Source organism: Chondromyces crocatus (assembly GCF_001189295.1).
GTDB classification, from domain to species: domain Bacteria; phylum Myxococcota_A; class Polyangia; order Polyangiales; family Polyangiaceae; genus Chondromyces; species Chondromyces crocatus.
Genome location: NZ_CP012159.1, coordinates 856,538 through 872,895, shown reverse-complemented (window position 1 = coordinate 872,895; position 16,358 = coordinate 856,538). Strand labels below are relative to the sequence as shown.

The 16,358-nt window shown below is 66.0% G+C and carries 16 protein-coding genes and 2 tRNA genes; 5 read left to right on the top strand and 13 right to left on the bottom strand.

Annotated features, from left to right (window positions below; genetic code table 11):
* Positions 1 to 48: 48 nt before the first annotated feature.
* From CMC5_RS03355 to CMC5_RS03340, 4 genes are all read right to left on the bottom strand, one after another.
* The gene (locus CMC5_RS03355; RefSeq protein ID WP_156338125.1) at positions 49 to 1,101 is read right to left on the bottom strand and encodes an asparaginase; all 1,053 of its coding nucleotides are present in this window, start codon (positions 1,099 to 1,101) and stop codon (positions 49 to 51) included.
* A gap of 45 nt (positions 1,102 to 1,146) precedes the next feature.
* A complete protein-coding gene (locus CMC5_RS03350; protein ID WP_169796445.1) occupies positions 1,147 to 1,869 on the bottom strand; it encodes a zf-TFIIB domain-containing protein in 723 nt (240 codons plus the stop codon).
* Positions 1,870 to 2,009: 140 nt separating this feature from the next.
* Complete coding sequence (locus tag CMC5_RS03345) at positions 2,010 to 2,384, bottom strand: DUF2325 domain-containing protein (RefSeq protein WP_245678262.1); 375 nt, start codon at positions 2,382 to 2,384, stop codon at positions 2,010 to 2,012.
* 215 nt (positions 2,385 to 2,599) lie between these two features.
* Positions 2,600 to 3,307: a helix-turn-helix domain-containing protein gene (locus tag CMC5_RS03340; protein WP_082362199.1), complete on the bottom strand. Its 708-nt coding sequence runs from the start codon at positions 3,305 to 3,307 to the stop codon at positions 2,600 to 2,602.
* Between the two features lie 129 nt (positions 3,308 to 3,436).
* On the opposite strand from CMC5_RS03340, the gene CMC5_RS03335 reads away from it, so the two are divergent.
* Entirely contained in the window at positions 3,437 to 4,975 is a 1,539-nt protein-coding gene (locus CMC5_RS03335; RefSeq protein ID WP_050429054.1) for an acyl-CoA synthetase, read from the top strand.
* A gap of 79 nt (positions 4,976 to 5,054) precedes the next feature.
* On the opposite strand, the gene CMC5_RS43940 is transcribed toward CMC5_RS03335, so the two are convergent.
* The 3 genes from CMC5_RS43940 to CMC5_RS03325 form a co-directional block, all read right to left on the bottom strand.
* Positions 5,055 to 6,260: a hypothetical protein gene (locus CMC5_RS43940; protein ID WP_169796402.1), complete on the bottom strand. Its 1,206-nt coding sequence runs from the start codon at positions 6,258 to 6,260 to the stop codon at positions 5,055 to 5,057.
* Complete coding sequence (locus tag CMC5_RS03330; RefSeq protein ID WP_050429053.1) at positions 6,260 to 7,336, bottom strand: hypothetical protein; 1,077 nt, start codon at positions 7,334 to 7,336, stop codon at positions 6,260 to 6,262. Before CMC5_RS03330 ends, CMC5_RS43940 begins: the two co-directional genes overlap by 1 nt.
* A 67-nt stretch (positions 7,337 to 7,403) precedes the next feature.
* A complete protein-coding gene (locus tag CMC5_RS03325; protein ID WP_050429052.1) occupies positions 7,404 to 8,756 on the bottom strand; it encodes a serine/threonine-protein kinase in 1,353 nt (450 codons plus the stop codon).
* A 750-nt stretch (positions 8,757 to 9,506) separates the two neighbouring features.
* Between CMC5_RS03325 and CMC5_RS03315 the strand changes: the two genes are divergently transcribed.
* Positions 9,507 to 10,457, top strand: coding sequence for a hypothetical protein (locus tag CMC5_RS03315; protein WP_156338119.1), 951 nt, complete (start codon positions 9,507 to 9,509; stop codon positions 10,455 to 10,457).
* Positions 10,458 to 10,716: 259 nt separating this feature from the next.
* Here the strand turns inward: CMC5_RS03315 and CMC5_RS47200 are convergent, their stop codons facing one another.
* On the bottom strand, positions 10,717 to 10,857 hold the full coding sequence (locus CMC5_RS47200) for a hypothetical protein (RefSeq protein ID WP_245678634.1): 141 nt from the start codon (positions 10,855 to 10,857) through the stop codon (positions 10,717 to 10,719).
* Between CMC5_RS47200 and CMC5_RS03310 the strand changes: the two genes are divergently transcribed.
* The gene (locus CMC5_RS03310; RefSeq protein WP_342673929.1) at positions 10,837 to 11,286 is read left to right on the top strand and encodes an EF-hand domain-containing protein; all 450 of its coding nucleotides are present in this window, start codon (positions 10,837 to 10,839) and stop codon (positions 11,284 to 11,286) included. The genes CMC5_RS47200 and CMC5_RS03310 overlap by 21 nt on opposite strands.
* Positions 11,287 to 11,541: 255 nt before the next feature.
* Here CMC5_RS03310 and CMC5_RS03305 read toward each other — a convergent pair.
* A tRNA-Lys gene (locus CMC5_RS03305) sits at positions 11,542 to 11,614 on the bottom strand.
* Positions 11,615 to 11,679: 65 nt separating this feature from the next.
* Positions 11,680 to 11,753, bottom strand: a tRNA-Arg gene (locus CMC5_RS03300).
* Positions 11,754 to 11,851: 98 nt separating this feature from the next.
* Here CMC5_RS03300 and CMC5_RS03295 point away from each other — a divergent pair.
* Both CMC5_RS03295 and CMC5_RS03290 read left to right on the top strand, forming a co-directional pair.
* Complete coding sequence (locus CMC5_RS03295; RefSeq protein WP_156338116.1) at positions 11,852 to 12,460, top strand: hypothetical protein; 609 nt, start codon at positions 11,852 to 11,854, stop codon at positions 12,458 to 12,460.
* A 128-nt stretch (positions 12,461 to 12,588) separates the two neighbouring features.
* Positions 12,589 to 13,557, top strand: coding sequence for a penicillin-insensitive murein endopeptidase (locus tag CMC5_RS03290; RefSeq protein WP_050429047.1), 969 nt, complete (start codon positions 12,589 to 12,591; stop codon positions 13,555 to 13,557).
* A gap of 618 nt (positions 13,558 to 14,175) precedes the next feature.
* On the opposite strand, the gene CMC5_RS03285 is transcribed toward CMC5_RS03290, so the two are convergent.
* From CMC5_RS03285 to CMC5_RS03275, 3 genes are read right to left on the bottom strand one after another with little or no spacing between them, the layout of a single operon-like run.
* Positions 14,176 to 14,619: a hypothetical protein gene (locus CMC5_RS03285; protein ID WP_050429046.1), complete on the bottom strand. Its 444-nt coding sequence runs from the start codon at positions 14,617 to 14,619 to the stop codon at positions 14,176 to 14,178.
* Positions 14,620 to 14,646: 27 nt separating this feature from the next.
* Complete coding sequence (gene xth, locus CMC5_RS03280; RefSeq protein ID WP_050429045.1) at positions 14,647 to 15,435, bottom strand: exodeoxyribonuclease III; 789 nt, start codon at positions 15,433 to 15,435, stop codon at positions 14,647 to 14,649.
* A 46-nt stretch (positions 15,436 to 15,481) separates the two neighbouring features.
* Entirely contained in the window at positions 15,482 to 16,321 is an 840-nt protein-coding gene (locus CMC5_RS03275) for an alpha/beta fold hydrolase (protein ID WP_050429044.1), read from the bottom strand.
* Between the last annotated feature and the right edge of the window lie 37 nt (positions 16,322 to 16,358).

Below are 16,358 nucleotides of genomic sequence, written 5' to 3'. Positions count from 1 at the left end.
CCAGACCCAGGGCCCCTCCCGGCCTGCCCATCTCACCGGCTCCCATCGTCAGACCTCGCTCACTTCCCCCGCCCAGGATCTGGAGAATGCCTCCCGCGCAGCGCGCACGGCTCCCTCCTGCCCCACACGACCCAGGGTGATCATCAGCTTGGCCAGCGCGGCCTCGGGCGTCATGTCACCCGCTCCGATCGCGCCCGCACGTGCAGCGGCAGCGCCTCCAGCATATCTGTGGAGATCGACCGCGCCGCGCGGAGACTGACTCACGATCACCACCGGCACATCGATCGCTCTCGCCGCCTCCAGGACCGGAATGAGCGAGCTTTCCTTGATCGGCAGATTCCCTGTCCCGAACGCCTCGACCACGAGCCCTTTCACCCCCGCCCCGAGCGCGCCCATCACCAGCCGTGGATCCAGTCCAGGGAACGTCCGGAAAGCGAGCACCCTCGGCTCGATCCGATCATCGAACGCCTGCAGAGGGCGTGACGGCAGCGTGTGAGGCGCCAGGTTCACCCCGACGCCCAGCTCGGCGAGTGGCGCGCAGCTCGGCGACCCGAACGCGCTCATCCCCCACGCATCCACCTTGGTCGCCCTGCATCCTCGAAGGAGCTTCGACCCGAAGGCGACCCCCACCTCCGGGATCCCCGACGTCGCCATCAGACAAGCGTCGACCAGGTTCGTGCGGGCGTCGGTGCGCACATCCGTCAGAGGCCGCTGCGAGCCGGTCAGCACCACGGGTCGATCGAGCCCTGGCAGCAAGAAGGCCAGCGCGCTCGCCGTGTACCCCATCGTGTCGGTCCCATGCACGATGACCACCCCATCGTACCGAGGCAGCGCCGCGTGCACCGCTCGCCCGATCTCCACCCAGTGACGCGGCTGCATGTCGGCCGAGTCCAGGTTGAACAGGATCCTCGCCTCGATCTCCGCGATCTTGCGAAGCACGGGGAGCTCCGCGAGCAGATCCTGCGTGTAGACATCGGGTTCGAGCGGCCCGACCTCGTGCGCCTCGACCGAGCCGTCCAGCGATGCCGCTCGCCGCGAAGGGGCCCCGTCGCCGCCGCGCATCATGAGCGTGCCACCGGTATGTAGAAGAAGCAGCCTCACGGGGCGCGAGGATAGTACGCCGGCCCGACGGCAGGCACGTGTGGCTCACCGCGACCTGGGCAACAAGTCCAGGAAGTACGAGAGGATGTCGTCGAACAGGGGCAGATCGACGCGAGGTGCCAGCCTGCTCGCATCGCTGTTCAGCGCCCGGAGAGAGCCCACGCGAAGGGAGATCTCCGCCTTCAGCGCCCGCGCTCGCTCCTCGGCCTGTCTCTGCCTCGCCCGCGCCAAGCCCCCGGCGGCAATGAACCCGAGGACACGCGGGAGCTCCCCTTGATCGAACCAGGTCCCGTGCGTTCGACAGGTGTCCACGATCACCCCGCTCGACTCGCCGAAGTTCTTCCGGTTCATCAGCTGGGCGCAGGCGGGACAGGGACGGTATCGCACCGGCTCCAAGCTCGACCGCCGCAGCGACGGCGTCCCCCCCGGCACGTGGGACAGCTCGCGCCGCTGGATCAGTTCCCGCAGCAACGCGTGCTCCACGAACTGCCCCCCGCACAGCGAGCAGTCGTGCAACGTCCCGACGTTTTCTTCGATCACCGAGAGCGGCTGCTGGCAGTCAGGACAGGGCAGCTGCCCCGCGCGCGCGATCGGCTCCAGCCCCAGCTCGAGCCCGCACCCAGCGCAGTGGACCGCCTGGATCGAGCTCAGATGGAAACAGCCGGCACAGCGCACGACAGCGATCGGCGCCGCGCAGTAGGAGCAGTGCCGCGCCGACGCATCGACGGGCGCCCCACAGCGTGGGCAGGAGAAGGAGTCCGCAGCCATCGCCCCCATGCTACCCCCGGACCTGCGAACCGCAGATCTCATGGAAGCCCAAGGGACGACCCTCGACGCCTCGCCCGCGCTCCCCTCACCCCAGGCTCGCAGCGGCGTCCGTCTCGGCCCCGCTCGCGGCGCGGAGTACGTCAGCTCGCCAGAGCTGCTGCGAGATCACGGTGCTCACGCGCAGCGAGCGCATCGAGCAGGTTCTGGAACTGGGCGGCGCCGCAGCGCCGGACGATCAACGCCGCTCGCCCCAGCCGCTGACAGATCCGTCGGGCGAGCTGCACGCCGCCATGGCTGTTGACGTCCGTCAGCACGATCACCAGGTCAGCACGCTCGACGATCGAGCGGAGGTCATCCGCCCCACGCCCCTTGGTGTCGCCCTTGTGAAAATCCAGCCGATGACCAGCCTGCGCCGCCATCCGCTTGAGCTGTGCTTCATTGCGATCAAGCCCGCCGATCCATGCGATCCGCATAGCTCCCTCACCTTCCGGCCGGATCGTCGGCCAGAGCCTCATGCAGGAGGTGTCACAGCAGATCTAATATCCACTATAACGGACGGCCGCAAGGTGACTCCGACAAAATGTCGGACGCGCCTCTACGATAGCGGATTGCACCTCACCATCGCATCGCCCGGAAGGGCTGACGGAAGGTCCCCATCCCGGCCTCCTGAGCGTGCTCCTCACGGCGCCCAGCAGCGCGCCCCCGCGCATGCCCGGGGGCGAGCCGGCCGTCACGCCCGCGGGCCGTACGTCATGACCAGGTACATCACCGCCTCCCCATCCCCCGCGTTCCGGTAGCTGTGCGGCACGTCGGCCTCGAACAGGATGGCGTCGCCAGCGGCCAGCGTCCTGCGCTCTGCGCCCACCACGATCTCCACGGTCCCCACGTGGACGACGAGGTTCTCCGTGGTCCCCGTCGGATGCGGATCGGCGAGTTCGATCGCGCCACGGGCCAGATGGAGCTCGTAGAACTCGACGCTGCGCGGCCGATCCATCGGAAACAGCGCCCGTGAGGAGAAACCGCCATCATGGGAGCGCAGCACCCGCGCTCGCGACGACGGCATCACGACCGTGCCCGGCGTCGCCGCTTCGCTGATCAGCCCCGAGAACGGCACCCCGAGCGCCCGCGCAATCTTCCAGAGCACATTGATCGTCGGCGTGCTCTGCCCCAGCTCGATCTGCCCGAGCATCGCCCGACTCACGCCCGAAGCGCGCGACAGGCGCTCGAGCGACAGCCCCCGCTCCTGCCGGAACCGCTTCAGATTCGCCGCCACCGTCGGCGTGAGATCCAGCCCCGGCTCGCTCGGGAGCGCCGCTTCCGTCGGCCGAGGAGCCTCCTCTTCCGACGCCGCTTCCCCCTGCGACGTCACCAGCCGCACGGGTGGTGCTGCAGTCGCTGACGCTTTGGCGCCGCGCTTCTTGTTGCTGTCCTTCACCATCCGATCACCATCTGTCCCGGATCTGTCCTGGCGAAGGGCGCGTCAAGACCACCGCACCCTCCCAACGTCATCGATCCGCAGATCCGCAGACCCGACGTCTCTCACGAGGGGAGAAGCTATCATCAGCGCATGATTTTCGGAGACTGGCTCGGCCGTCGCGCGCAACTCTCTCCCAATCGCCTGGCGCTCGTCGACACCCTCCGAGGCGAAGCGCGGCTCACCTACCGGGACTGGAACCGGCAAGTGAATCGCACCGCACATCTGCTCCGCCAGGAGGGCGTGACCCGCGGCGACCGCGTCGCTGTGCTCTCGAAGAACTGCGTCGAGATCCTGGACCTGTGGTTCGCCTGCGGAAAGCTGGGCGCCATCTTCCAGCCCCTCAACTGGCGGCTCACCGCGAGCGAGCTGGCCGGCCTCGTCGCGCGCACCCGCCCCGTGCTGCTGGCCTACGGCCCGGACGAGCTACCGCTCCTCGAGGCGCTGCGGGATCGCGCGGAGAGCGCGTCGATCCGTCGCTGGGTTGCTCTGTCCGAGGCCCAGCGTGGCGCGCCAGAGGATCTCCTCTTCGCCGAGCGAGAGCGCTGTCCCGAAGCCCCTCCCCCCGCCGTCGACCTCGGCCCGGAGGATCCCTGGGTGCTCTGCACCACCGGCGGAACGACCGGGTTGCCCAAGGCCGCGGTGCTCACCCACGGCAACATCACCTGGAACGCCCTCAACACGATCACGGGCTGGGGGCTGACGCCCGACGACCTGGCAATCCTCAACGCGCCGCTGTTTCACACGGGCGGGCTCAATGTCTTCACCGCGCCGCTCGTGTACCTGGGCGGCGCCTCGATCGTCTGCCGTGAGTTCAACGTCGACCAGGTTTACGACCTGATCACGCGCCACCCCGTCTCCTTGTTCTTCGGCGTCCCCACGATGTTCCTCGCCATGCAGGAGCACCCGCGCTGGCGCGACGCTCCCCTGGAGCGCTTGAAGCTCGTCATCAGTGGGGGCGCCCCGTGCCCGCTTCCCGTCTTCGAGCGGTTCTGGGCCCGTGGCGTGCCGTCCTTTAAGACAGGCTATGGCTTGACCGAAGCCGGACCGAACACCTTCTGGCTTCCCGACGAGGAGGTCCAGCGGAAGCCGGGTGCCGTGGGGTATCCACTCCTAGGCATCGACATCCGGATCATCGACGAGGAGGGTCAGGACTGCGGCCCAGCTCGTGTCGGCGATCTACTTGTCCGAGGCCCTCACGTCTGCGCGGGTTACTGGGACGACGCAAGCGCAACGGCTGATGCCATCCGCGAAGGCTGGTTGCATACGGGGGATCTCGCCACGATCGATGGGACGGGCGCCGTACGCATCGTTGGACGCGCCAAGGACGTGATCATCTCAGGTGGGGAGAACATCTACCCTGCGGAGGTGGAGAGCGTTCTCGCCGCTCATCCAGCCGTCTCTGAGGCCGCCGTCATTGGCGTCCCTGATCCCTACTGGGGGGAGGCATGTCATGCCGTCGTCGTTCCGAGAGGCGCCATCACAGCCGAAGCACTCCTCTCATTCGCACGAGAGCGACTCGCAAAATATAAAACCCCGCGACTCGTCACGTTTCAGAACCAATTGCCTCGAACGGCAGCAGGTAAGCTAGATCGGCGTCAGCTTCAACTCGAGCACACGATGTATCGCTGAACGCACAAATCCAGAGCCCGCGCATCAAACATTCGGCGCTCATGGCCCGATCCGACGTTCAGCAACTCTCCGGCTACAACTATTTGCACTCTTCGGGCCTTGCTTTGGACCTGATCGACGGATCCTTGCCAGCGGCTTCACGCACCCAGAACACATGCGTGTCACTCACGGCTAGCGATTCTGGTTTTGCGGTTGGCTCTTCACTTTCACTAGAACCAACAGACCAGTTCATCGAAGTCCATGTCCCATTCCCGTCGTCTTCGAAAGCATAATAAACCATTCCGAGGTCAGGAATGGTCCAGTAGATACATGTCCCATCTGACGCCAGATCTCCCACTCGGTTTATAATATCGTTAGCATTCACCCCATCACAGCGCTCCGTCGGCGAAGCGGCGCCCGGATCACTCACACATATCTTCTTGTCATCAACACTCATCCAAGAGATCCTATTACCATGGGATGTCAGCAGCTTCATTACGCCGCCAACATTGGCATATAGATCGGGTGGCGGGAATTCGTCCGCAGCATAGATGAACCAACTGGCGTACTCGGCCCAAAATGTTTTCGAATCGGCACGCGCCAATCCACTGACCTCGCTTTGGATATCAACCACGACATCGCTTTCATTCACTCCCCCTCCACCGAGATCGGCAATCATTTTGATAGACCAGATAGCACTCGCCCCCTGAGTCCAATAAACATCGTTACCCTGGCCAGCAATCTTATTCCGCTCTGGATCCGCTTCCGGCGATGGCGTCTCGATATTCGCTGTTCTAAAAGTCGCGATCTCCATTTCTTGATCGTCCAGAAGCGCGCGACCTAGGCGATCGTGGCTAGCCCACCATAGATGGTGCTGTGTCACCACCAATCCAGCACTTGTTACTTCAGTCGGTTCAAAGTTCGGATCCCCAGACTCTGTCGACCAAGGAATATCCTGCAGCTCATTCGGTTGCGTATCGCTGAGACGTTTTCTCTGCGCATGCAGGCTCCCATCCGTCGTCGACCAGTAGAGGAAGTCTCCAGCAACCAGTAGCTTGCTCGCTCCATTGGGCACCGAGACGAATTCGTTGCACTCGGGACAATCAACCGAGACATCTCCACCCGCCCCGGCACCGCCCCCGTTTCCACCGACCGACGTCGGATCAGTCCCCGTGGTCGTCGTCGTACTGCTCCCGCCACCCGTGCCGGCCACGCTCAAGTCCTCCAGGCCGAGCAGGTAAGTGCAGCCCGTACTGACCGCAAAGGTTGCACCGATGAGCAACGACACGCGATTATGGCCAAGCATCAAAAACCTCCCTGCACGCCGAACAGGGCACCACTGGGCCCAGCAGAAAGAACGCCCGCTTTCATCCACTTGCTGTTGCTCGTGGGCTCGGCCTTGCCTGACGATTTCCTGGCATCGTCGGACGACGGCGCCGTCAAAATCAGAACGGTTCCGACACCAAGCCCCAGCAAGCCGACACCGAAGCCGACGGTGCTGATCCAGCCGAATGCTTTCGCCTGGTCGAGAGTGTCCTGCGCACCGTTCTCGCAACGATTCTCGGGATTATTGAAGCAACGAAAGTCGCTGCTCAGGGTCCCGCGCTTCGACAGCGCCAGCCCTCCCATGATTCCCCCGACAGTCAGCGCAGCGACCCCGACCCCCCCGACCACATAGCCTGCGATCCGTTGCCCCTGCCCACGTGGTGTGGAGGGTTCGGTCCCCCCTGACAACCCTCCCTTCGACGCCCCCTGCCCCTCTGCCCCTTGCGTCGCGCCTGGCTCGGGCTGAGTCATGGGCTCCGCGACCTCGAGGTCCACCGTCATCTGCTTCCCGCGCTCGATCGAGATCTTCTTCTCGGTGACCTCTCCGCCCGGCGCTTGCGTCTCGATGACGTGCTCACCAGGATCGACCGGCAGCGCGACCCCGAGCGATGGTGCGGCCATGATCACACCATTGCGCTTCACGACCGTCCCTTCGGGTGCCGTGGACGGTAGCGTCAGCGTCAGCTCCGGCACCTGGGGCGACAGCGCATCTTTTTGCTGCTTCGCCACCTTCTCACGCGCCTGTTGCTTGAGCCGCTGCCCCGCTGGCATGGCAGCGACCTGGTTGAGATAGTTGCTGTAATGAGCAACAGCCGTGGCGATGCGGCCCCACTTGGCCTCGCACTCCGCCAGGGTGAACAGCGTCCCGATACGAGGATCGAGCCGGTAGCTCTCCCGGAGGGCAGGGCAGCCCTTCTCGTAAAGACCCGCTTGCATCTGCTCCAGCCCTTCGGTGAACAGCGCCTTTGCGGCAGCGACATCTTCAGCAAGAGCTGGCGAAGCGAACAAGAGCGCTCCGACGACCCAGGCCGCGGTCAGAGAACGAGAAGCCACCATACGTGGCGTCAGGTTACCGTCGTCGTTGCCAGGTGAGAACCACGAAGCCGAGGAACGACGGCGCTGTTCAGTCTTGACCGTAGAGGGAAGGCTTCGATCCTGTGGTCGACGGTACCTGAGGCTGGCCTGAAGGCGGTTGTTGCGTCACGACGGCAGGCTTCGACCTCCCGCTCGCTGAGGCCGCAGCGGAAGATGCCGGCGCATCCAGATCGATGGGCGGGTCGGCTGGTTCAGCCGACGGGCTCTCACTCGGCGAGGGTGGCGCGCTTGCCACCGGCGCCGAAGCGCTGTCCATCGCCCCTGGCTCCAGGAGCGCTCCAACCGTGCTTTGAGCTGGCATCGGGTCGGATTCGGGTCGTTTGACGGCAAGGGTGTAGACGATGGTGCCCACGATCCCCACGACACCGATCGCCAAGGAGGCTACGGCGATGCGGGGCCCCTTGCGTGGAGCGAACGGCGCATCGATCTCGGCCGCCGTGTTCGTCAGTCCCTGGGGTGACAGGTTCGCCAGCACCCCCGTGGCGTTGCCCAGCGCCGGAACGCCGCAGAGATGCGCCAGCGCCGCCGTGGCGGCAGTCGCCGCAGGGAACCGATCCGGAGGGCTGGGCGCGCAGACCTTCATGAACCATGCGTCGAACCCTGCAGGCAACGCGACACCCAGCCGCTGCGCGCGAACACTGGCAGGCTCTCTGGGTCCGAGCACCGCAATGTTCACGAACGCGAACATGTTAGAATCCTTGCGGAGTTCAGGCGCCCAGTAGGGTTCTCCCGTGAGGAAGGTGTACGCCATCATGCCGAGCGCATAGGTGTCCGATGCGGGTCCGATGCGCGCCTCACCCATGAACTGCTCGGGGGACATGTAGAAGGGCGTGCCCAGGTTGCGGGTCATCGCGGCCTGCGCAGCGCCGTCGGCGACCACCTTCGCCACGCCAAAGTCGAGCACCTTGATCCGGGGAGACCCATCGTCTCGCTGCGTCAGGAACAAGTTCGCAGGCTTCAGATCACGGTGAACGATGCCCGCCTGGTGTGTGCGGTCCAGCGCGAGCGCCGTCTGGTGGAGGTACGTCACCGTCTCTGCAGGCGTGAAGCGCGTCGCTCGAGCGAGCCGCTGCCCCAGCTCCTCCCCTCGGAGCAACTCCATCACCAGGAACGGGAGCCCCGTTCGTTCATCGACGCCGGCATCGAACACGTCGACGATGAACTCGCTCTCGATCTGCGCTGCGACCCGGGTCTCGAGCTTGAAGCGCTCCCGCAGCTCCTGACTCTGGACGATGTGGTGGAGCATCGCCTTGATGGCGACGCGGCGCCCCGTCTCAAGATGCGCGGCCTCGTAGACTGCGCCCATCGCACCCGAGGCGATGCACCGGACGATCTGATACCGCCCGGCGAAAATTGTTCCGTCTGCGAGGGCTAGAGACATCCAGAGGCTCCGTCGAGAAGCATACTCCAAAATCCGTCCTGCCAAAGTAACGGTCCAACCCACCGCCATCAGCATGGTTCAGCACGAAGCTTCCAAGCGATCGGCGCTCACCTTGCCGTCGGGAAAGCGACCCGACCCGGCAACGGCAAGGCAGCGCCGGGTTTTCGAGGTTGAGGCCCGGCTGAATCTGGGTAGCCTGGAAGCTCTTTTCGACGAGCTGGAGGTTGACTTGAGTCAGCGGTTGGGACGGCTAGCACGCGTCTCCGCGTTTCTCTTCCTCGCGGGATCAGCCGGATGGCTCGGGTGCGGGAGTGATCCCACCTCGACGTCGAGCACGACCACTGCCGGGAACGGCGGCGGCGGCGGCGAGGGTGGTACGGGTGGCGGCGGGGCGGGGGGCCCGCCACAGAGCTTCGGGCCTCCAGGCACGGAGGTGGTTTCCGCCGCAGGGGTCGCGACGAGCAGCAGCTATCGACTGATCTTCACGGTCGGCCAGTCGACCCAGAACCAAAATCAGATGACTTCCAACAGGTTTCGCCTGAATGGCGGCGTGATCGGAGCGAACGAGGACCACCGATGAAAAGAGCCAACCTACCTCGCGTTGCAGCACTGGTTCTGATGAGCAGCGCGGTGGGCGTTGCCTGGGTGGCATCTGCAGCGCCTCTCGTCCCTCACACGATCGGTCACCAGGGTCGCCTCTACGATGTGAACGGGGTCCCGATCGGCGCCGAGGGGCCCAAGCCCCTGCCCATGAAGTTCGAGCTCTTCACGCAGATGTCACCGGGGGACGATCAGGCCCCTCCCGTCTGGGCGGAGACCCAGTCCGTCACCTTCGATGATGGCTACTATGCGGTCGCCCTTGGGGACAGCATCGCGCTGTCCGAGGACCTGTTTCGCAATCATGCCGGCCCGGACAAGGCGCTTTACCTGCAGATCACGATCGACGGCGAGGTGCTATCGCCACGAGCGAAAATCAACAGCATTCCCTACGCGCTCGTCTGCAATGACGCCATTGGTGACATCCATCCCACGTCGGTGACCGTCGGTTCCACCCAAGTCATCGATCAAAATGGCAACTGGGTCGGCAATCGGGCAGGCCTGGAGGGTCCCGCGGGTGCCACAGGTCCCATGGGACCGGCGGGAGGTATAGGCCCCGCCGGACCGACGGGTGGCGCAGGTGGCGCAGGTCCCGCAGGGCCCCCGGGCGGCGCCGGCCCCGCAGGGCCGACGGGGCCGGCCGGGGGAACCGGCCCCGCGGGACCGACCGGCAGCGCGGGGGCAGCTGGGCCCACCGGACCTTCCGGAGTGGTGGCCGTGACCAAAGCATGGGGCGTCGGCCTCAATCCCACCGCGACAACCAACTTCGTGGGACCGACGGTCACCGTCAACATCGGCCAGGGCCAGTCGGCCCTCGTCATCTCCAGCAAAGCCTTTGGAAGCTCACAGGCCAATGGCGGACTCGGATTGAATCTCAATATGTGTTACCAGCCCACCAGCGGCGGTAACATCAGCACCATCGAACCCGTCGGCGTCAACGGGATACGCGTACCGACGGGTTCACGAATCATCCAGACACTGAGCGCCGAGATCTCCGATCAAGGGTCTTTTACCGTCGGGATGTGTGCCTATTCAGTGAGCAACGCGAGCAGTTGGAATGACAACGGCTCGGGCTCCACGACGGCAACGGTTTACAGGAGATAGGGCCGAGACCTTTCGTCATCGCCGCAAGAAGACGGCCGACATCACTCCACTCGTCCCGTCGAAACAGCTTGAGCGATTCCAGCTCGCGAACTTCACCCCGGCACATCGGTATGCGCCTTCCGATCGCGCCAGCATTCACGCACGGCGCTGCGTCATGTGGGCGCCATCGCGCATCATGCCAGCATCCAAACCGCTCTCATCGCTGGCGGTCGTCGCGCAGGCTCGACAATTGACACCTCCCTCGAAGCCCTGATATCGCTCAAACGTGACCAAAACCACCAATTTCCTTGAACGCCGGCTCGAGCGCCGCTTTCGCGCGCACGACCATGATGGCAATGGCTTCCTGCAACGACATGACTTCGAGGCGTCGGCCACCCGCATGGCCGAGGAGTTCGGTCACGGACCGGAGTCTCCCGCCCGCCAGAAGCTGATCGAGATCAGCCTGGGCCTGTGGGAGCACCTGAAGAAGGTCGCGGATCGCGACGCGGACGAGAGCATCAGCCTGGAGGAGTACAAGGCCGCGTTCGCCGCGGGCCTGCTCGAGACCCCCGAGTCGTTCGATCAGGGCTATGTCCCCTACATCGACGCGGTCGTGGCCATCGCGGACCAGGACGGCGATGGGAAGCTCACCGCCTCGGAAGAGATCCGCTGGATGAGCTCCTTGATGAACGTGCCGGAGGATGTCTCTCGGGCGGCGTTCCACCGCATCGACAAGGACAAAGACGGGCTCATCACCGCCAGCGAGCTGGTCGAGAGCATCCGCGGTTACTACTTCGACGAGTCGCCCGACTCCCCCGCCCACTGGCTGCTGGGATCGCTGGACACGTGACCTCGGCGCTCGGGCTTCCTTCCGCAGGAAGTCCGAGCGAGGCGCCGGCAGCCAGGAGCCCTGGCCACGAGCGGCAGTGGTGGCCAGAGGAACGCTCATCCTCCGCGGCCGGGAACGACCCTCTTTCAGAAGCAAAAAAAAGCCGAAAGCCCGACGATTTCGAGGTCGTCGGGCTTCTGGTTGCTTGCTCCAGTCACGCTCTCGCGCGGAGCTGACCAATCTCACGGATCGGTCGATTTCACGAATCAATCTGGGTGGGCCATGAAGGACTTGAACCTTCAGCCAATGGATTAAGAGTCCACTGCTCTACCGATTGAGCTAATGGCCCAGAATTCAGGTTGTCAAAGCAGCTTCCGGAGCTCTCGCAGATTTTCTGCCGTCCGTCGAGCCCGGCACGCCCGGCCTGATTCGAACAGGCGACATTCGGATTCGAAGTCCGACGCTCTATCCAGCTGAGCTACGGGCGCTCCTGCCAACCCCCAGTGGGGGCGAGCGGGGACGCTTCTACCTGCCTGACCCCGCCCTGTCAAGACGACGTGGAGCGAAATGCGGTATGATCGTGCTCATGTCTGCCACCGCCACCACTTCGGCCGTCGGAACGGCCTCTCTCCGACAGCTTCTCGCCGACCGGGCTTCCGCGGCAGAGATCACCCGCTTTCTCGATGCGCTCTCTCCGCAGGCCCGCGTGGAGGAGGCGCTCACCGTCACCGGAAAGTGGGTCGGGCGCCTCTACGATGCGATGGAAGGCTCCCCGCTCAGCTCCATCGACGACCTCGTGCCGCCCTCGGAGACCGGGGTCGTCATCTACGAGGGGCGCAACTCCTTGCCCCTGTTCTCCCGCTTCCAGAAGCGGTTCACCCGGATGGGGAATGCGGTGGTCGGGTACAACCACCAGACCATGTCCTTCGTGACGGGGCCTGGGTACTTCATCGTCCAGCCGCCCAGCGGTGAGGCACCTGCGCCGGATGAGCTGTACTTCGACTACACCGAGCCCCCTCCTGGCGAGCCCGCCGGATGGCCGGCCTACAAACCGAACACCTCGGGCCTCTCCACCGCGGTCTACGGGAACATGAAGGACTACATGCGCCGCGTCGCCAAGGGCGTGGTGGTCGGCAAGGCGTTCAAGAAGGGCGTGGACCAGGGGGCGTACTTCTCCCTCAGCCGCGCCATCTGACCCGCTGCGCCATCGGTCGCATGCCGAGTGGGCCGAGCGCGCCTCGCATCGGCTGCGCTCGGCTCGAACCATGTCTCGCGCGGCACCGTCTATCGGTCCACCGCCGCTCGCGGTAGCGTCCAGCGCGCATGCTCCGGCGCCTCTCTCTTTGGCCTCCCCGCGCGCTCGCGCCGGCCCTCTCGACGCTTTTGCTTCTCGCCACCACGGCAGCGAGCGCAGCTCCGCCCTCGCAGAGCCCTCACGCGAAGAGCCAGGAGCAACAGCGAACGCCGCCGCGACGACCCGCGCCGGAGTCTTCTTCGACGGGAAAGAAGGTCGGCCCTCCTCAGCAACAGAAGGCCAAGGGCGAAGCGTCCAGCAGAGGCGCCAAGACGGGCACGATCATCGACAAGAAGCCGAAGGGCTCCATGTCCCTCGGCGCGCCCAACCGCGGCCAGCTTCAAGGAGGTCAGCGCCTGCGCTCCACGCGCCACCTCGAGGTCCGCCCGGGCGCCCGCACGTGGGGCGTCCCTCAGCTCGTGCAAGCGCTCCAGCGCGCGGCCACCAGCGTCAACAAGAAGTTCGGCCACTCTGTGCTCCTCGTCGGTGACCTCTCCAAGCAAGGCGGTGGGGAGCTCGACGGGCACCGCTCTCACCAGACGGGGCGTGACGCCGATCTCGGCTTCTATGCCACCAACTCCCGGGGCAAACCCATCCAGCTCAAGCGCTTCGTCGCCTTCGACGGCGCTGGCGAGTCACGAGGGACGCCGAGCTGGGCGCGCTTCGACGATGCGCGCAACTGGGCCCTCGTCCAGGCGCTGCTCGAAGACCGCAACGTCAACATCCGCTATCTCATCGTCTCGTCCGGCCTCCGCACCCGCCTCCTCGCGCACGCCGCGCGCAAGAAGGTTCCGAAGGAGCTGCTCGACCGTGCCCTCGCCACGCTCATCAGCCCCAAGGACAGCTCTCACGACGATCACTTCCACATCCGGATCGGCTGCCCGGAGACGATGCGAGGCACGTGCATCGAGGAGTCGTTCGTCCGGAGCGCGGGCTCTCCGGCGGCTGGGGCTCCAGGCTCCCCTGAGTCAGCCGCTGCGAGCGAAGTCTACGACTGACAGATCCATCGCGGCGTCGGTCGTGGTGGGCCATCGAGGCCTGCGACCCGTCGTATCGCACGCAAGCCCTACACAACGAGGAACCTGCGCGTCGGTGGTCGCCTCCGAGTGCAGGAGACCGACGCTCCGATCCGTCCTCGTACTCGTCCAGCGCAGGAAATCGACGGTCCGACCATTCCCCGCAGTCGTTCACCGCAGGGAACCGACGCTCCGACCGTTCCCCATGGTCGTTCACCACAGGGAACCGACGCTCGGGCCGTTCCCCGCAGTCGTTCACCGCAGGAAATCGACGGTCCGACCGTTCCCCATGGTCGTTCACCGCAGGAAACCGACGCTCCGACCGTTCCCCATGGTCGTTCACCGCAGGAAACCGACACTCGGGCCATTCCCCGCAGTCGTTCACTCCAGGAAACCGACGCTCCGACCGTTCACACCCCTCATTCACCGCAGGAACGCGACACGCCGCCCTTCCCCGGTGGTCATTCACCCCAGGAACGCGGCGCACTGACTCGTCCCGCTGGTCGTTCCCCCTGGGAAACCGAAGCGCCGACCGCTCCCCGCCGAGCGACACATCGACGGAGCCCCCCACCCGCTGTCTCTCGCCCCGAGTGTGCTCCGTCAGTCCAACCGCAACGACGCGGCCGCCTGGGAGCGCTCCACCCGCTCCACCTCACGGTCGTCCCACCCGCAGACGTAGCTCGCGCACACCACCGAGCTGCCATCGGAGACGAACCACACGGCCACCAGCTCGTTCCCCACCCGGAACGACCCCTCGGCGATCGCGCCTTGAGGATGGGGCCCCGCGTGCGTCGACAGCGGCGTGACGATCCCGCGCCGCTCCCCCCATTCGCGCACCAGCGCTTCGAGGGCTGCGGGCTCGGGAGGCGGCACATCCTCCTCCTCGAGCAGCGGGACCATCACGTGGAACGTCCCCACACCGTCTTCAGCGCCGAACGCGACCGGCGGGAGCTCCGCGGTGTCGGCGAACGTCGCGTCTTCCACCATCTCACCCCAGCCGGGCGGCAGCGCGATCGTGAACCCTTCGTACGCGACTCTGGCCATTCGCGGACTCCGCGCGCACGAGACCGCTCAGGTCCCGCCCTCGTCCTTCAGCTCGACCACCACCGGCGTGTGATCCGACGGCCGCTCCAGCTCTCGCGGGCGGGTGTCGATCGAGACGTCCACGCAGCGGTCCATCAGCGAGCGAGACAGCAGCGCGAGATCGATGCGCAGGCCGTGGTTCTTCCGGTAGCCCCCCATCCGGTAGTCCCACCAGCTGAAGAGCTTCTGATCCGGGTGCTTCTCCCGGAACGCGTCTGCGAGGCCCCAGTCCATCAGCCGCTTCAGCGCGGCGCGCTCGTCCGGGTGGAACAAGACCTTGCCCTCCCAGCGCTTCGGGTCGTGCACGTCGAGCGGCTCGGGCGCCACGTTGAAGTCGCCGCAGATCAGGAGATCTTGCCCAGGATCGTGACGCTCGGCCACCTCCTTGCGCAGCCGCTCCAGCCAGTCGAGCTTGTAGGCGAACGCGGGGGTCCCCACCGACTGGCCGTTGGGCACGTAGACGTTGATGATCCGCACGCCCTCCACGGTCGCCGCGATCAGGCGTCGTTGCGCGTCGTCCGCGTCGCCGTCGAGGTTCCGCTTCACGTCGTCGATCGACAGGCCGAAGCGCGCGACGATCGCCACGCCGTTGTAGGTCTTCTGGCCGAAGATCGCCGTCCGGTAACCCGCTTCGGCCAGCGCGGCCTCGGGGAACTGCGCGTCCTCGCACTTCGTCTCTTGCAGGCAGACCACATCGGGCGCCGCGCGCGCCAGCCAGCCCAGCAGTTGATCCAGCCGGCTCCGCACCGAGTTCACGTTCCAGGAGGCGATACGCATCGATCCCTGGCGTTAGCCGAGCCCCTCCGAGGGAACCAGGGTTTTCCTAGAGCAGCTCGGACACCGCAGTGAGCAGGCCCTCGGGGTCGTCGACATGCACCCAGTGCCCCGCCTCGGGCAGCACCCGCACGCTCACCCGCGGCGACTGGGCGGCCAGCGCTTCGAGCCGCGCGCGGGTCTCCACGGGCACCGAGGTCGAGCGGCCCCCCAGCACCACACGCACCGCGCGGGCGCCCGCTGGGTCCTCGAGCGCAGGCCAGAGGTCCCGGGTGAAGTAGTCCTCGAGCAGCGCCTCGATCACCTGCAGATCGAGCCGCAGCCGGAAGCCGTCCTCGGCACGCCGCACGTTCATCGCCAGCCAGTCGGCCACCCCCCGGCTCAACCCCTTTGCCTGAACCTGCTCCAGAAAGGCTTCGCGCGAAGCGATCGGCTGAGGGAGCGCCATGAGCACGTCGAGCACCTCCCGCGAGCTCGCGTCCCGCTGGCCCACCGCCCGCGCGCCAGGGTCGGAATCGAGCACGAACGCGCGCTCCAGCGTCGACCCGGCCCGGGCCCGCCGCGCCACGTAGGCGAGCGCCACCTTGCCGCCGAACGAGTGGCCCATCACGCCGCGCACGTCGCGCCCCAGGGAATGCACCAGGTGGTCCAGATCGGCGGCAGCAGCGTCCAGAGTGTGCGGCGGCGCGGGATCTTGCGACAGACCGTGGGCCCTCAGATCGACCAGGATCAGCCCCCAGTGTGGGCGCTCCTCGACGACGCGCCGGGCGAAGGTCCGCCAGTTCGCGCCAGACCCCAGGATGCCGTGCAGGACGAGCATCCACTGGTCCGGCTCAGTGGAAGGCGCGGTGACCAGGGCGTGATGAAGGGGGGCGGGTGTGGTCGACATGGAACCTCCAGAGGCCCGCTACGGGTAGCATGACCGC

Bases quoted from the DNA above. Each gene is read 5' to 3' on its own strand.
- CMC5_RS03350 (WP_169796445.1), bottom strand. From the start codon at position 1,869: ATGGCTGCGGACTCCTTCTCCTGCCCACGCTGTGGGGCGCCCGTCGAT.
- CMC5_RS03345 (WP_245678262.1), bottom strand. From the start codon at position 2,384: ATGAGGCTCTGGCCGACGATCCGGCCGGAAGGTGAGGGAGCTATGCGG.
- CMC5_RS03340 (WP_082362199.1), bottom strand. From the start codon at position 3,307: ATGGTGAAGGACAGCAACAAGAAGCGCGGCGCCAAAGCGTCAGCGACT.
- CMC5_RS03335 (WP_050429054.1), top strand. From the start codon at position 3,437: ATGATTTTCGGAGACTGGCTCGGCCGTCGCGCGCAACTCTCTCCCAAT.
- CMC5_RS43940 (WP_169796402.1), bottom strand. From the start codon at position 6,260: ATGCTTGGCCATAATCGCGTGTCGTTGCTCATCGGTGCAACCTTTGCG.
- CMC5_RS03330 (WP_050429053.1), bottom strand. From the start codon at position 7,336: ATGGTGGCTTCTCGTTCTCTGACCGCGGCCTGGGTCGTCGGAGCGCTC.
- CMC5_RS03325 (WP_050429052.1), bottom strand. From the start codon at position 8,756: ATGTCTCTAGCCCTCGCAGACGGAACAATTTTCGCCGGGCGGTATCAG.
- CMC5_RS03315 (WP_156338119.1), top strand. From the start codon at position 9,507: ATGAAGTTCGAGCTCTTCACGCAGATGTCACCGGGGGACGATCAGGCC.
- CMC5_RS03310 (WP_342673929.1), top strand. From the start codon at position 10,837: ATGGCCGAGGAGTTCGGTCACGGACCGGAGTCTCCCGCCCGCCAGAAG.
- CMC5_RS03295 (WP_156338116.1), top strand. From the start codon at position 11,852: ATGTCTGCCACCGCCACCACTTCGGCCGTCGGAACGGCCTCTCTCCGA.
- CMC5_RS03290 (WP_050429047.1), top strand. From the start codon at position 12,589: ATGCTCCGGCGCCTCTCTCTTTGGCCTCCCCGCGCGCTCGCGCCGGCC.
- CMC5_RS03285 (WP_050429046.1), bottom strand. From the start codon at position 14,619: ATGGCCAGAGTCGCGTACGAAGGGTTCACGATCGCGCTGCCGCCCGGC.
- xth (WP_050429045.1), bottom strand. From the start codon at position 15,435: ATGCGTATCGCCTCCTGGAACGTGAACTCGGTGCGGAGCCGGCTGGAT.
- CMC5_RS03275 (WP_050429044.1), bottom strand. From the start codon at position 16,321: ATGTCGACCACACCCGCCCCCCTTCATCACGCCCTGGTCACCGCGCCT.